This window comes from Eubacteriaceae bacterium Marseille-Q4139 (assembly GCA_018223415.1).
In the GTDB taxonomy this organism is placed as follows: domain Bacteria; phylum Bacillota; class Clostridia; order Lachnospirales; family Lachnospiraceae; genus CABSIM01.
The window spans coordinates 1754538-1769364 of sequence record JAGTTQ010000001.1 but is presented as its reverse complement, the minus strand read 5'-3'; the positions used below and the strand labels follow the sequence as shown (position 1 = coordinate 1769364).

At 49.7% G+C, this 14827-nt stretch carries 16 protein-coding genes (1 of these 16 running past the window's edge); 5 read left to right on the top strand and 11 right to left on the bottom strand.

The genetic code is table 11. From position 1 onward, the window contains the following. The 10 genes from KE531_08460 to KE531_08415 all read right to left on the bottom strand — a co-directional run. Window positions 1-164, bottom strand: partial view of a 1-acyl-sn-glycerol-3-phosphate acyltransferase gene (locus tag KE531_08460; GenBank protein MBR9953650.1) — the 5' end (the start) only. The gene continues 556 nt to the left of window position 1, outside the view; 164 of the gene's 720 nt are visible here — the first part of the coding sequence; the start codon lies at window positions 162-164; its stop codon lies beyond the left edge, outside the window. A 72-nt stretch (window positions 165-236) separates the two neighbouring features. After that, on the bottom strand, window positions 237-785 hold the full coding sequence (locus KE531_08455) for a Fe-S-containing hydro-lyase (protein ID MBR9953649.1): 549 nt from the start codon (window positions 783-785) through the stop codon (window positions 237-239). 16 nt (window positions 786-801) lie between these two features. After that, complete coding sequence (locus KE531_08450; GenBank protein ID MBR9953648.1) at window positions 802-1644, bottom strand: fumarate hydratase; 843 nt, start codon at window positions 1642-1644, stop codon at window positions 802-804. Window positions 1645-1685: 41 nt separating this feature from the next. Continuing rightward, window positions 1686-2528 carry a YitT family protein gene (locus tag KE531_08445; protein ID MBR9953647.1) on the bottom strand — a complete coding sequence of 281 codons (843 nt, stop codon included), beginning with the start codon at window positions 2526-2528 and terminating at the stop codon, window positions 1686-1688. 165 nt (window positions 2529-2693) lie between these two features. Then, window positions 2694-4154 carry an amidohydrolase gene (locus KE531_08440; protein MBR9953646.1) on the bottom strand — a complete coding sequence of 487 codons (1461 nt, stop codon included), beginning with the start codon at window positions 4152-4154 and terminating at the stop codon, window positions 2694-2696. 121 nt (window positions 4155-4275) lie between these two features. Beyond that, the gene (gyrA, locus tag KE531_08435) at window positions 4276-6759 is read right to left on the bottom strand and encodes a DNA gyrase subunit A (GenBank protein MBR9953645.1); all 2484 of its coding nucleotides are present in this window, start codon (window positions 6757-6759) and stop codon (window positions 4276-4278) included. A 26-nt stretch (window positions 6760-6785) separates the two neighbouring features. Continuing rightward, a complete protein-coding gene (gene gyrB, locus KE531_08430) occupies window positions 6786-8699 on the bottom strand; it encodes a DNA topoisomerase (ATP-hydrolyzing) subunit B (GenBank protein ID MBR9953644.1) in 1914 nt (637 codons plus the stop codon). A 12-nt stretch (window positions 8700-8711) separates the two neighbouring features. Further along, window positions 8712-9797, bottom strand: a complete 1086-nt coding sequence (recF, locus tag KE531_08425) for a DNA replication/repair protein RecF (GenBank protein MBR9953643.1) — start codon at window positions 9795-9797, stop codon at window positions 8712-8714. A gap of 12 nt (window positions 9798-9809) precedes the next feature. Continuing rightward, window positions 9810-10019, bottom strand: coding sequence for an RNA-binding S4 domain-containing protein (locus KE531_08420; GenBank protein MBR9953642.1), 210 nt, complete (start codon window positions 10017-10019; stop codon window positions 9810-9812). Between the two features lie 97 nt (window positions 10020-10116). After that, entirely contained in the window at window positions 10117-11235 is a 1119-nt protein-coding gene (locus KE531_08415) for a DNA polymerase III subunit beta (protein ID MBR9953641.1), read from the bottom strand. Window positions 11236-11329: 94 nt separating this feature from the next. On the opposite strand from KE531_08415, the gene KE531_08410 reads away from it, so the two are divergent. Further along, on the top strand, window positions 11330-11503 hold the full coding sequence (locus KE531_08410) for a hypothetical protein (protein MBR9953640.1): 174 nt from the start codon (window positions 11330-11332) through the stop codon (window positions 11501-11503). Window positions 11504-11518: 15 nt separating this feature from the next. On the opposite strand, the gene dnaA is transcribed toward KE531_08410, so the two are convergent. Beyond that, window positions 11519-12889, bottom strand: a complete 1371-nt coding sequence (dnaA, locus tag KE531_08405) for a chromosomal replication initiator protein DnaA (GenBank protein MBR9953639.1) — start codon at window positions 12887-12889, stop codon at window positions 11519-11521. Between the two features lie 292 nt (window positions 12890-13181). Here dnaA and KE531_08400 point away from each other — a divergent pair, with 292 nt between their 5' ends. The 4 genes from KE531_08400 to yidD all read left to right on the top strand — a co-directional run bounded on the left by KE531_08400 (window position 13182) and on the right by yidD (window position 14823). After that, the gene (locus tag KE531_08400; GenBank protein ID MBR9953638.1) at window positions 13182-13814 is read left to right on the top strand and encodes an ECF transporter S component; all 633 of its coding nucleotides are present in this window, start codon (window positions 13182-13184) and stop codon (window positions 13812-13814) included. A gap of 245 nt (window positions 13815-14059) precedes the next feature. Beyond that, window positions 14060-14194, top strand: a complete 135-nt coding sequence (rpmH, locus tag KE531_08395; protein ID MBR9953637.1) for a 50S ribosomal protein L34 — start codon at window positions 14060-14062, stop codon at window positions 14192-14194. Between the two features lie 67 nt (window positions 14195-14261). After that, window positions 14262-14618, top strand: a complete 357-nt coding sequence (gene rnpA, locus KE531_08390) for a ribonuclease P protein component (protein MBR9953636.1) — start codon at window positions 14262-14264, stop codon at window positions 14616-14618. Continuing rightward, a complete protein-coding gene (gene yidD, locus KE531_08385) occupies window positions 14611-14823 on the top strand; it encodes a membrane protein insertion efficiency factor YidD (protein MBR9953635.1) in 213 nt (70 codons plus the stop codon). Before rnpA ends, yidD begins: the two co-directional genes overlap by 8 nt. The last annotated feature ends 4 nt before the right edge of the window (window positions 14824-14827 follow it).

Here is a 14827-nt window from a genome sequence, read left to right as displayed (position 1 = left end):
GTAACGCGTCCGGTGCGGTTGACTGTTTTTACGATATGCCGCAGGAGGCTGTATCGCTCCTCCTCCGGATAGATATCCTTATGTTTCCCAAAACGGCATATTTTATAAAACCATACGGGCACATGAAAAATATTTCTGATTACCATATAAGCGATGCGTTTCATTGTCCGTCTCTAAAACAGCCGGCGGGACCCGCCGGCTGCGATTCTCCTTTCCCGTGCCTTTTCGGCCGGTTTCTATCGTCTGTACTTTAAAATTGCCGTTTCATAGAGGTTATTGCCCTCCGAATCAATGACGACAACAACAGGAAAATCCTTAATTTCCAGCTTGCGGATGGCTTCTGCTCCCAGATCATCGTATGCGATGACCTCCGATTTTAAAATCCGCTGCGAAAGCAGGGCGCCGGCGCCGCCGATGGCCGCAAAGTACACAGAGCCGTTCCGGATTACTGCGTCGATGACAGCCTGGCTTCTTTTCCCCTTTCCGATCATGGCGCCAAGTCCCATGTCGAGAAGCCTCGGCGTATATTTGTCCATCCTGCTTGCCGTGGTCGGGCCGGCAGAGCCGATGGGTCTTCCTTCTCTGGCCGGAGACGGCCCCATATAGTAAATGACATTTCCCGCCACGTCAAAGGGCAGCTCGTTTCCTTTATCCAGTGCCTCCTGCATTCTTTTGTGGGCGGCATCCCTGGCCGTATAAATGGTTCCTGTCAGATATACATAATCCCCTGCCTTCAGGCTTTTGGCATCTTCTTTGCTGATCGGTACCTGAATTTTTCTGTCCATCCTGATCCCTCCTGACTTAAATGAAGCGGTGTGCATGGCGGTTCACATGACAGCAGATATTGACTGCCACAGGAAGGCCTGCAATATGCGTCGGGTACGTCTCGATGTTGACGGCGAGAGCCGTGACTGTGCCGCCGAGCCCTCCTGGCCCAATGCCGAGCATGTTGATTTTTTCCAGCATTTCCTTCTCCAGCTCGCGCACATAGGGAACGGGAGAGCTTTCCTTTAAATCGCGGGTCAGGGCATGCTTTGCCATCAGGGCGCACTTTTCAAAGGTGCCGCCGATTCCGACTCCCACCACCATCGGCGGACATGCATTCGGCCCGGCATCCCTCACAGCCGTTAAAATTGCTTCCTTTACGCCCTCAATCCCGTCCGCCGGCTTTAACATGAACACGCGGCTCATGTTTTCGCTTCCAAAGCCCTTGGGCGCCACCGTAATTTCCACCTGGTCGCCCTCCACGATTTCATAGTGGATGACGGCAGGCGTGTTGTCCTTCGTGTTTTCCCTTTCAATAGGATCCTTTACCACGGATTTTCTCAGATATCCGTCCACGTAGCCGCGGCGCACGCCTTCGTTGACCGCGTCCGTCAGGCTTCCGCCCTCGATATGTACTTCCTGTCCCACCTTTAAGAACACGACAGCCATGCCTGTGTCCTGGCAGATCGGGATCATCTCATTCCCCGCAATCTCAAGATTTTCCGTAAGCTGGTCTAAAATCTGACGTCCAAGGGGCGCCTCTTCTTTTTTTACTGCCTCAAAAAAGACCTCTTTCATGTCCTCCGACAGGAAATGGTTGGCCTCCACGCACATCTCGGCGACAGCCTTTGCAATCGCTTCCGCTGAAACTGACCTCATAGCTTTCCCTCCATGTTTTCCAGGGCAGGCGCCCCGGATTTTTAATATTTTGGCTTATAAAGGACTTCGTTGACTGTGTACACAGTGACAAATGCATCTTTATCGGTTTTTCCGATGAAATTCATGAGCTGTGCATACTCGCTCTTATTGACAATGGTAATAATCTCCCTGTGGGGCTCCGAATCGTATGCGCCGATGGCCTGATAGATGGTGGCGCCGCTTCTTAAGCTATGGAGAATAAAGTCCTGGATCTCCTTTTCCTTCTGGGAAATGATGCAGACGCGCTTTTTCTCGTTCATGCCGAAAATAAAATGGTCGAGGACAATGCCGTTTATGTAGGTTCCCAGGACGCTGAGCACCACGATTTTGGAATCGGATACGAGAATGGATGAGAGGGCCGCGCACATTCCGGAAAGGGACATGGCTTTACCGAGGTCCATCCGCAGGTACTTATTTAAGAATTTTGCCACAATGTCCAGACCGCCGGACGAGGCATTCCGGTTAAACAGGATCGCAAGCCCGATGCTGACGATAAACACATATCCCACCGTGTCTAAGAACGCATCCCCCGTCAGGGAACGGTTTTCCGGGAACAGATATTCAAACACTCCTAAGAATACAGGGAGAAGAATGGACGTATAAATGGTTTTCCCCCCGAATTCTTTTCCGATGAAGATAAATCCCAGAATTAAAAGGACGACGTTTAAAATCATGGTGATGGCCGAAACCTTTAACGGCAAAAAGTTTTCCAGTACAATGGCAAGACCGGAAATACTTCCGACTGTAACCGTGCTCGGCATCATGAAAAAGAAAACGGCTGCCGCTACGATCAGAGTCGCAAAGGTGATGATTAGAAAATCTTTTATGACTTCTCCAGTTTTCATTCAATAAATCCCCCAATATTGTTTGTTTTACCCCATTGATACCGGATTGTTTCGTGCTATCGCACTCCTGTATCCCCTTCATTCTATTATCAAACAGGAAATTAAGCAAGAGAAAACCGTACATTTTTCTGCACGGACGAAATATGTACGGTTTTCCGGGATTTTTTATTTTTTCGGGTTGATTGCCATCGGGCGGACGCCTTTCGGAATCGGCGGCACATAGGAACCGCCGCCCAGGCGTTTCTTTAATTCTTTTTTCGCCTCTTCGATCTTATCCGGGTCTTCCAACAGATCAATGGCGGCGCCGGCCATGACCTTTCCGGCGTATAACATTCCCTTATGGGCCACGGAAGCTTTGCCCTGGGCCACCTCCTGCCAGGAATGTCCCGGTGTTCCGGCCGCCTCAGTGACAGTGCCGATCTGGGCCGTCGGGCATACCCAGCTTACGTCACCCACGTCCGTGGAACCTGCCATGGCCGTCTCCACATCCATGAGCGGAAGAATAAAGTCATTGAGCGGGGCGCGAAGATACGGGGTGACAACTTCCTCAACCATGGCCTTTCTGCTCTTTTCATAGCGGGAGAGCACGGCATCCAGCTCTAATTTCTGGCCGCCGTAGGTAGCCGCAATCTTTTCTGCAAAGGCGATTTCCTCGTCGGTATAAGGAACGCGCTCAACCTCTTCCAGGTTTTTCTGAAGGATTTCCTCAATCACCGTGTTGTCCACCAGGTTTGAGCATGCCTTTACGAACTGCATTTCCATCCTGGTTCCCGTCATCAGGGCAGCGCCTTTTGCGATGTCGTTGACTCTCTCATAGATTTCCTGAACCTGTCCCGTCTTCGGCGCACGGATCAGATAGAGGACTTCCGCATAGGGCTGAACCACGTTCGGGGAATAGCCGCCGGTGTTGGTGATGGCGTAATGGATTCTGGCTTCCTGGATGATGTGCTCTCTTAAATACTGGACGCCGTTGTTCATTAACTCCACCGCGTCGAGGGCGCTTCTTCCAAGCTCCGGGCATGCGGCCGCATGGGCAGCTGTTCCGAAGAATTTATAAATAATCTGGTAGTTTGCAAGAGAGCTTCCGACCGTAACCTGGTTCGTATCGCCGGGATGCCAGGAAATCGCAAAGTCCAGGCTGTCAAACACGCCGTCTCTTGCCATGAAGCCTTTTCCGGAACCGCCCTCTTCGCCTGGGCAGCCAAAGAAGATCACAGTGCCTTCCTTCTGGTTTTTCTCCAGATATTCTTTTACGGCAATGGCGGCCGCGACGGAACCGGCGCCTAAAAGGTTATGGCCGCAGCCATGTCCCGGCGCTTCCTCAACCTCCGGGATTTTTTCTGCGATGCCGCATTTCTGGCTTAAGCCGGAAAGGGCGTCGAACTCGCCGAGAAAGCCGATCACCGGCTTTCCGTGGCCGTATGTACCGGAAAATGCCGTCGCAATACCGGCCAGGTTCTTTTCTACATGAAATCCCTCTTTTTCCAGAAGGTCACATAAAATTTCCGTGGAACGGTATTCCTGGAACGCCGTTTCCGGGTTTTCCCACACCTCATCGCTGGCCTTGCAGATCAGTTCCTTTTCTCTGTCGATGGAGGCCAACGCTTCCTGTTTTGAAATTGCCATGCTTTACCCCTCCAATTCAAATATTTTCTTCCATTTTACCACATATTATCTGATTTTGCACGTTAATTTCCTGTTTTGATTTTAAACAGGCCGGGACTCATGGGAGTCCCGGCCCGGCCTTTTATTCTTCTTCTGTTGTCTCTTCTTCGTCGTCATGGCTGCTGCTTTCGCGCACTTTGGCGATGGTTGCAACCTTGATGTCGGAATCCACGTCAATATTCATGAGCTTCACGCCGGAGGTGTTCCTTCCGATAACGGAAATATCATCGGCGCTGATGCGGATTAAAATGCCTTCGGTGGTGATTAACATGATGTCGCGGTCCTGGTCGACAAGCTTCATGCCGATCAGATGCCCTGTTTTTTCCGTGCTCTTATAGCAGAGAAGTCCCTTTCCGCCGCGGTTCTGGCACTTGAACTCGTCGATATGGGTCATCTTCCCGTAGCCGTTTTCCGATGCCACCAGCATGTACTCGCCCTGGCTTGCCATCTGCATGCCGACGACCTCGTCGCCGCCGTCAAGCTTCATGCCGATGACGCCCATGGAGACGCGGCCCGTAACGCGCACGTCGGTCTCGTGGAAGCGGATGGACATACCATATTTGGTAGTAAGGAAAATGTCCTCGGTGTTGTCGGTCATTTTGACCTCGATGAGCTCGTCGTTTTCCTTTAAGACGATGGCCTGAAGGCCGGTCTTTCTCATGTTCACGTACTCGCCCATCGGCGTTTTCTTTACCATGCCGTCCTTTGTCGCCATGAACAGGTACTTGCCTGCCTCGAATTCCCGCATGGGGATGATGGCCGTGATCTTTTCGCCCGGCATGAGCTGGAGCAGGTTCACAATGGCCGTGCCCCTTGCCGTCCGTCCGGCCTCCGGGATCTCGTATGCCTTTAACCGGTAGCAGCGGCCGGAGTTGGTAAAGAACATCACATAGTGGTGGTTCGTCGTCATCAGAAGGTCTTCTATGAAGTCCTCCTCGATGGTCTGCATGCCCTTGATGCCCTTTCCGCCGCGGTTCTGGCTCTTAAAGTTGTCTACGGACATGCGCTTGATGTAGCCTAAATTTGTCATGGCGATCACAGCGTCCTCATCCGGGATCAGATCTTCCATGGACATGTCATCGTCAAAGCCGATGGAGGTGCGCCTGTCGTCGCCGTATTTGTCGGAGATCACTAAAATCTCTTTCCGGATAACGCCGAGAAGCTTGTTTTCATCTGCAAGGATTGCCTTAAATTCTGCGATTTTTGCCTCTAACTCCTTATATTCGTTCTCTAACTTCTCCCGCTCCAGTCCTGTCAGGGCGCGCAGACGCATGTCCACGATAGCCTGGGCCTGGGCGTCGGAAAGCCCGAACCGGCTCATGAGTTCATTTTTCGCATCCTGGGCCGTGCGGCTTCCGCGGACGATTTTAATGACCTCGTCAATATTGTCAAGGGCGATCAACAAGCCCTCCAAAATATGGGCCCGCTCTTCTGCCTTGTTTAAGTCGTACTTCGTCCTTCTTGTCACAACCTCTTTCTGATGGTCGAGGTAGTATTCCAACATCTGAAGGAGATTTAAGATTTTCGGCTCGTTTTTCACAAGGGCCAGCATGATGACGCCGAAGGAATCCTGAAGCTGGGTGTGCTTTAAAAGCTGGTTTAAAATCACGTTGGCATTGACATCGCGGCGCAGCTCGATATTGATCCTTAAGCCCTCGCGGTTGGATTCATCGGTGATGTTTACGATGCCGTCGATTTTTTTCGTTTTTACTAACTCCGCCATCTTTTCAATCAGGCGGGCCTTATTCACCATGTACGGGAGCTCCGTCACGATGATCTGGCTCTTTCCGTTGGGGAGCGTCTCGATGTTGGTCACGGCGCGGACCTTGATCTTTCCGCGGCCGGTGCGGTAGGCCTCATCGATGCCTCTGGTACCTAATATGGTAGCACCTGTCGGGAAGTCGGGCCCTTTGACAATCTGCATGATCTCGTCAATAGTTGTCTTCCTGCCCTCTTCCACCTGGTTGTCGATGATTTTTACCACAGCCCCGATGACTTCCCGGAGGTTGTGTGGCGGGATGTTTGTCGCCATTCCGACGGCGATGCCTGACGTGCCGTTTGCCAGAAGGTTCGGGAACCTGGCCGGAAGCACCGTCGGCTCCTTTTCTGTCTCGTCGAAGTTTGGCACAAAATCCACCGTATCTTTATAGATGTCGGCCAGAAGTTCCACGGAAATTTTGCTTAACCTGGCCTCGGTGTATCGCATGGCAGCCGCGCCGTCGCCGTCCACAGAGCCGAAGTTCCCGTGGCCGTCCACCAGCATATAGCGCATGGACCATCTCTGGGCCATGTTTACCAAAGCGCCGTAGATGGAGCTGTCTCCGTGGGGATGGTATTTACCCATGGTATCGCCGACGATACGGGCGCTTTTTCTGTGGGGCTTATCAGGGCCGTTGTTGAGCTCTACCATGGAGTAAAGCACACGCCTCTGCACCGGCTTTAAGCCGTCCCTGACATCCGGAAGGGCACGGGATGCGATGACGCTCATGGCATAGTCGATGTACGACTTTTCCATTGTCTTTTTTAAGTCTATATCATGAACTTTATCAAAGATATTCGGTTCCATTCTTTTCCTCCCATTGCTGCCGCCGTTTAAATGTCAAGTGTTCCGTATTTCGCATTCTGCTCGATGAATTCACGCCGCGGCTCCACCTGGTCGCCCATGAGCGTCGTGAAGGTCAAATCAATCTCCGAGGTAGTCTCCTCGTCCATGGTGACGCGAAGGAGAATCCGGCGCTCCGGATCCATCGTCGTCTCCCAGAGCTGCTCGGCATCCATCTCGCCGAGACCTTTGTACCGCTGGATATTGTTGTTGGTATCGCGGCCGATCTCTTTTAAGATGTTGTTTAACTCTTCATCGCTGTATGCGTACCAGACCCGCTTGTTCTTTTCGATCTTATAAAGCGGCGGCTGTGCCAGGTAAACGTAGCCCTGCTTGATGAGTTCCGGCATGAACCGGTAAATGAAGGTTAAAAGCAGGGTGCTGATATGGGCGCCGTCCACATCGGCATCAGTCATAATGATGATTTTGTGGTAGCGGAGCTTCGTAATATCAAAATCCTCGTGGATGCCGGTTCCGAAGGCCGTAATCATGGACTTGATTTCGGCGTTCCCGTAAATCCGGTCGAGTCTCGCTTTTTCCACGTTTAAGATCTTTCCGCGGAGCGGCAGGATGGCCTGGGTGCTCTTGTTTCTCGCATCCTTGGCCGAACCGCCGGCGGAATCTCCCTCGACGATGTAGATTTCGCATTCTTCCGGGTGCTTGCTGGAACAGTCGGCCAGCTTTCCCGGAAGGGCCAGGCCGTCGAGGACGGTTTTTCTTCTCGTCAGATCCCTCGCCTTTCTGGCCGCAGCCCTCGCCCTCTGGGCCAGGACGGATTTCTCCACGATGGCCTTTGCCGTCTGCGGATTCTGTTCAAGGAAATAGGTGAGCTGTTCGCTGACGACGGAATCCACGGCACCGCGGGCCTCGCTGTTTCCAAGCTTCTGCTTCGTCTGGCCCTCAAACTGGGGTTCCTCAATCTTGACGCTGATGATGGCCGTTAAGCCCTCGCGGATGTCCTCGCCGGAAAGCGCCGGCTCGCTGTCTTTTAAGAGCTTATTTTTTCTCGCATAGTCGTTGAACGTCTTTGTCAGCGCATTTTTAAAGCCGGTTAAATGGGTTCCGCCCTCCGGCGTGTTGATGTTGTTGACAAAGCTGTAAATATTTTCCGTGTAGGAATCGTTATGCTGCATGGCGACTTCCACCAGGACGCCGTCCCGCTTGCCCTCGCAGTAGATCACCTGCTCGTAAAGAGCCACGTTGCTGCGGTTTAGGTAGGTGACGAATTCCTTGATGCCGCCCTCGTAGTGGAAGGTCTTTTCTTTCTTGTCCTCATCCCTGTCGTCCCGGAGGGTGATCTTCAGATTTTTTGTTAAGAACGCCGTTTCCCTTAAACGCACCTTTAAGGTGTCGTAGTCATAGACCGTCTCCTCGAAGATCTCTTTATCGGGAAGGAAGGACACCTTCGTCCCGTGCTGTTCCATCGGGCACTCTCCAACGACCTTTAACGGGTACATGGTTTTTCCGCGCTCATATCTCTGCTTATAGATTTTCCCGTCGATGTAGACTTCCACCTCCAGCCACTCGGAAAGGGCGTTTACGACGGAAGCGCCGACGCCGTGAAGGCCGCCGGATACCTTGTATCCCCCGCCGCCGAATTTTCCGCCGGCATGGAGAATGGTAAAGACTACCTCCACGGCCGGGATGCCGGCCTTTTTCTGGATGTCCACGGGAATTCCGCGTCCGTCGTCGGTGACGGTGATGGAATTGTCAGCGTTGATCTGGACATCGATGGAATCACAGAAGCCTGCCAGGGCCTCGTCCACGGAATTGTCTACAATTTCATATACAAGATGATGAAGTCCCCTGGAAGAGGTGCTTCCAATGTACATGCCAGGCCGCTTTCTTACGGCCTCAAGCCCCTCTAATATCTGGATCTGATCTGCACCATATTCTGCGCTCATGAAGTTCCTCCTTTACTCTTCGCTCTCCACAGTTCCTTCAACAATCCTGAAAATTTTATCCATCTGGAATCTGCTGTTTACGAATTCATCCAGACCCGTGCAGGTAATGATCGTCTGGATATGGCTGATTCCCGACAGAAGATGTTCCTGCCTCTTGCTGTCGAGCTCTGATAATACGTCGTCTAAAAGAAGGACCGGATAATCCTTCACTGTCTGTTTTACAAGTTCAATCTCCGAAAGCTTTAAGGAAAGGGCTGCCGTCCGCTGCTGGCCCTGGGAGCCGAACCGGCGGATGTCGGTGCCGTTTACGAGAAAGCTTAAATCGTCCCGGTGGGGGCCCGTAAGCGTCAGCTTCTGGCGAAGCTCCTGGGCCCGGTTCCTTTCCAGGTCTTCCTCGAAGGTTTCTGCCGTGGTGTTTGGCTCATACTGGAGAAAAAGCTCCTCCTTTTCCCCGGAAAGCTTGAAGTGGATGTCATGGATCAGCCCGTTTAGCTCCTTTATGAACTGTTCCCGGAACCGTATCAGCTCTTTTCCGTAGCGGACAAGCTGGAGATCCCACATTTCCATGGTATCCTTTAAGGACGGGTTAAAGTCCATTTCTTTTAAAAGTTTATTTCTCTGCACTACCACTTTATTGTACTGAACCAGATTGTACACATAAAGCTTGTTGAGCTGGCAGAGCTCCAGATCAATGAACCGTCTCCGCTCCGACGGCCCGCTTTTTATGAGGTTCAAGTCCTCCGGCGAAAAGAAAATCACGTTGACGATTCCAAAAAGCTCGCTGGCTTTTTTTATGGGCACGCCGTTGACAGCCACGCCTTTGGCCTTGTTTTTCTTTAAATGCATGTCAATCCGGTAAGGCACCCCGTCCCGCACAAGACTGAGCTTGATGTGGGACTCGTCGGTCCCGAAGCGGATGATTTCTTTGTCCTTGCTGCTTTTATGGGACTTTGTGGTGCAGCAGACGTAAATGGCCTCCAGGATATTCGTCTTTCCCTGGGCATTGTCGCCGTATAAGACATTGGTTCCCTCATGGAACTCCATATGTAGCTGTCCGTAATTTCTGTAATTCAAGAGTTCGATTGATTTTATGAACATGGAACCGCGTCCCTACTTTTCTACCTGGAATGATTTTCCGTCATACGAAACGATATCGCCGGGATACAGCTTCTTTCCCCTCTGGTATTCCACCTCACCGTTGACCGTCACAAGCCCGTCCTGGACGGCAAACTTTGCGTCCACGCCGGTTTCGCAGAGCCCGGAAAGCTTTAGCGCCTGTCCAAGCTTTATAAATTCATCCCTTAAATGAATGGTTTCCATTTTTTCTCCTTTAAATCACTGATGCATAATTATGCACGAAAAAATCGAAGTATCCGGATACGCAGGTCAGGTATGCCGGATACCCCGCTTGTGTATATTAGATAGCCGCTGCGTTGAAGTTGACGGGAAGAATCAGGTAGATGTAGGTTTCCTCGTCATCCTTGATAAAGCACGGGGACTTGGGATTCATCATGTAGAGAGAGACTTCCTCGTCGTCGATGATCCTGAGGGCGTCGATCAAAAACTTCGGGTTGAAGCCGATCATCAAGTCTTTTCCTGTCTTGTGGATCAGGATTTCCGCGTTCATGGTACCGAAGCTGGAATTTAATTTCAGGCTCATTTTTTCATCTTCGATGTTTAAGATGACCGGTTTTTTGTCATTTTCGCGGATTAAGATGGTCGCTCTCTCGATGCAGTCCAGGAATTCCTTTTTATTTAAGGACACCTTTGTCTCATAATCACTGGAAAGCATCTGATCCACCTTGAAGTATTCGCCCTCGATCAGGCGGGAAATCACGATGGTATCGTCAAACTCGAACAGGATATGGTTCGTTCCGAAGTAGATCAGAACCTCCTTTTCGTTGTCGCCGGTTAAAATTTTGCTGATTTCGTTTAAGGTTTTTCCGGGAACGATGACTTTTGTGCTTTCATATTCATCTTTCAGGGCAATTTTGCGGATCGCCATCCGGTGTCCGTCTAAGGAGACGACTCTTAAAGTGCCGCCGTTTACCTCAAACAGCTCGCCGGTCATCATTTTGTTGCTGTCATTGACGGAAATAGAGAAAATTGTCTGGCGGATCAGCTCTTTTAAGGAAAACTGGGACAGACAGATGTATTTATTTTTTTCAATATAAGGAAGATAGGAAAATTCCTCTCCGTCACGGCCCTGGATTTTAAATACGGAGTTCTCACAGGAGATCACCGTGTTGAATTTTTCGTCGGAATCAATGGTTACGACAGAATCTTCGCTGGACAGTTTGCGGATAATTTCAGAAAAAAGCTTTGCATCAAGGGCAATTTTTCCTTTTTCCAGGATATTTCCGTCAACCTTTGTTTCGATTCCCAGTTCCATATCGTTGGCCGTCAGCTTGATTTCATCGGAAGATGCGTCGATTAAGATGCACTCTAAAATCGGCATGGTCGTTTTGGACGGAACGGCCTTTAAGACAATGTTGATACCGTTGAGTAATGAATCTTTTTTGAATGTCAGTTTCATGGCTGTTGATAACTTCCTTTCTGTTTGATGATGGAACTGCATAGCGATATATAGAAAAGATTTTCGTCGCATTCGCAGTAGGGGGTGTGAATTTGTGAATAAGCCGTTTGGGGCTTTAAAACAAAAGATTTTGGCTGTTTACGGGCATGTGAATAACCGGGGCAAAATCGAAGGACAACTTGAGAATTATCCACAGGTTGAAAACGAGCCGGAACCTGAGAAAAAATGTCCTGGGTTATCCACATTTTTTGAACAGCTTTTCCACTGAAAAATCCACATATCGTTACTGCGGGTTGATTTTCTTTTTTAAGATGTCGATGGTGTTCCTTAAGGTCTCGTCCTTTTCCAGGGTGGAGACGATTTTTTTCGTCCCGTGGATGATCGTCGTGTGGTCGCGGCCGCCCAGGGCTTTTCCGATATTCTGAAGGGACTCGTTTGTCATGTTCCCGCAGAGGTACATGGCAATCTGCCTTGCAAATACCAGCTCTTTGCTGCGCTTCTGGGCAACGATGTCGCCGGGCGTGATGCCGAAATGCTCGGAAACCACTTTGATAATCAGCTCCGGTGTGACCTCCGTGACGGAATTTGGGGAGATCAGGTCTTTTAAGGCCTCTTCAGCCAGAGCCGTATTGATTTCCCGCTTGTTTAATTTCGAGAAGGCGACGATTTTTGTGAGGGCGCCTTCCAGCTCACGGATGTTGGATTTTACGTTGGAAGCGATGTATTTAATCACTTCATTGTCAATATTATAACCTTCCAGTTCTTCTTTTTTCCGGAGGATGGCCATCCGGGTCTCATAATCCGGAGGCTGGATGTCCACGGTCAGTCCCCACTCGAACCGGGAGCGGAGACGTTCCTCCAGGGTTTCGATTTCCTTCGGCGGCCGGTCCGAGGAGATGATGATCTGTTTTTTTGCCTCGTAGAGGGCGTTGAAGGTATGGAAGAATTCCTCCTGGGTCGATTCCTTGCCGATGATGAACTGGATATCGTCGATTAAAAGAACATCGTTGTTCCTGTATTTTTCCCGGAATTCCGTGGTGGAAATGTTGTTTTTGTTCCGGATGGCGTCGATCAGCTCGTTTGTGAATTTCTCTGAGGTCACATAGAGGATCTTGGAGTTCGGGTTATTTTTTAAGATAAAGTGGGCGATGGAATGCATCAGGTGGGTTTTTCCAAGTCCCACGCCTCCGTAAATAAAAAGAGGGTTGTAAATTTCACCCGGGGATTCGGCCACCGCCAGGGAGGCGGCATGGGCCAGGTTATTGTTTTTTCCAACCACGAAGGTATCAAAAGTATATCTCGGATTCAGGTTGGCATTCTGGATCGCAAGCTGGCTCACGGTGGCGTTTGTGTTCTGGATCAGCTTCTTTCCGGCTAGTTCCTGTTTTTCACGCACCTGGTCCTGAAGGATAAACTGGATCTCGCATGGGAAGCCGGTGATCTCCTCGACGGTAACTTTCAACAGCAGTTCATATTTTTTTTTCACATAATTCAGAAAGATGTCATCGGGCACGATTATGGTGAGGATATCTTTATCCACAGAATACGGCGTCAGAGGGAGCAGCCACGTCTTGTAGGACACGTCCGTGATTTCGTATTCTTCCTTTATATAAAGCAGGATCTCTTCCCATTTTTCTAATATTTTCTCCAGCATAGCGGCACTCCTCATTGTGTGTATAAACGGTGGATAAGTGTGGATAAGCAGGTGAAAAATTGTGAATCGCACACAAACCCAATCTAATTCTATTCTACATGAAACCGAGTCATTTTTCAATGAAAATCTTAAAATCCACAACTTATCCATAAAGTTATCCACAACTTATCCACAAATTGTTGATAAATTATGTAAATCTCGTTCTTGACGCCGGGAAACAAATTATATATAATGCGGGTTGTAGAAAATTGCATTGTATCTTTTAAAAGAACAGTAGCAGGAGGAAAAAAAAATGAAAATTGAAAAGAGAGTTCTTGACATGACGCTTGCCGCAATTTTTACGGCAATCATCATCATGATGGCAGCAGTACCGTTTTTGGGCTACATTCCATTGGGATTCATGAACGCAACCATCATCCACGTTCCGGTTATCATCGGGGCCATTCTTCTTGGGCCGAGATACGGGGCGTATTTTGGGTTGGTATTTGGAATGACGAGCTTAATTAAGGCGACGCTCACACCGAATATCACGTCCTTTGTATTCAGCCCCTTTGTCTCCATCGGCGGATACAGCGGAAATATGTGGAGCGTTGTGATCAGCCTGGTTCCCAGGATTCTGATCGGCGTTGCGGCGTATTATGTGTATGAACTTGCGATGAAGGCGCTTCATAATAAGAAAGGCGGTCAGACGGCAGCGCTCTGGATCGCGGGAATCGCCGGTTCCATGACGAACACGATCCTCGTCATGAACGGGATTTATGTATTCTTCGGAAAGAGCTATGCGGCGGCTTCCAGCTGGGTTGTGGCCAGGATCTATGACGTGATCCTCGGCACGATTGTCACCCTGGGAGTTCCGGAGGCCATTGTGGCAGGAATTCTCACGACGGCTGTGGTGAAGGTGCTTTTGAAGCTTCGGAATGATTAAGTTCATTCGGAGCGGATACTAAATATAGTAATAGAAGAAACCGGCAGATACATTTTGTAGGGACAGAAAAAATCCATGCTTTTTTTCGCCAAGAAACTCTTGACGAAGCCGTTTATCTTCTATATAATTGAAACGATGTCGGGTTCCCGGGGGATTTCCTGTCTTCGGGAGCATCGTTTAGATATGTCCATATTCGCCAGGTACGCGAAGGTACCTGAATTTAAGATAAGAGGAGGTGCCGGACAATGAAGATGACATTTCAGCCGAAGAATACTCAGAGAAAGAGAGTACACGGTTTCAGAGCCAGAATGAGCAGCGCAGGCGGCAGAAAAGTATTGGCTGCCAGAAGAGCAAAAGGTAGAGCAAGATTATCAGCTTAATGAATCCAAGAGAGTATCCGGAAGTTAGGAAGAACTTTTGGATACTCTTTTTCGTTTGGAGGAACAGATGAAGCGATTTCCTTCATTGAAGAAAAACAGCGAGTTCCAGACGGTTTACCGCACCGGAAAATCCTATGCCAACAAATACCTTGTGATGTATGCGGTGAATACGGGAAGCGACAGGACAAGAATTGGAATATCGGTAAGCAAAAAGGTGGGCAACAGCGTCGTCCGGCATCATTTCGTCCGGCTTGTGCGTGAGGCCTTCCGGTTAAACGGGGACATATTGAAAAGCGGGTACGACATCATTGTAGTCGCCAGAGCTGCGGCAAAAGACAAAAAATTCGATAAGATTGAAAGTGCGTTCCTGCACTTGTGCGGACTTCATAACATTTTAGAGAATCGAAGTGAGCGTTTTGATTAGAGGCTTTTTGATTGGATTTATAAGGTTTTATAAAAAGTTTATTTCTCCATGTCTGGGACCTCACTGTATTTACACGCCGACGTGTTCTCAATACGCCATTGAGGCACTGGAAAAATACGGCGCTGTAAAGGGTAGTTATCTTGCTTGCAGGCGGATTCTCCGCTGTCATCCGTTTGCAAAGGGCGGTTATGATCTAGTTCCGTAGACCA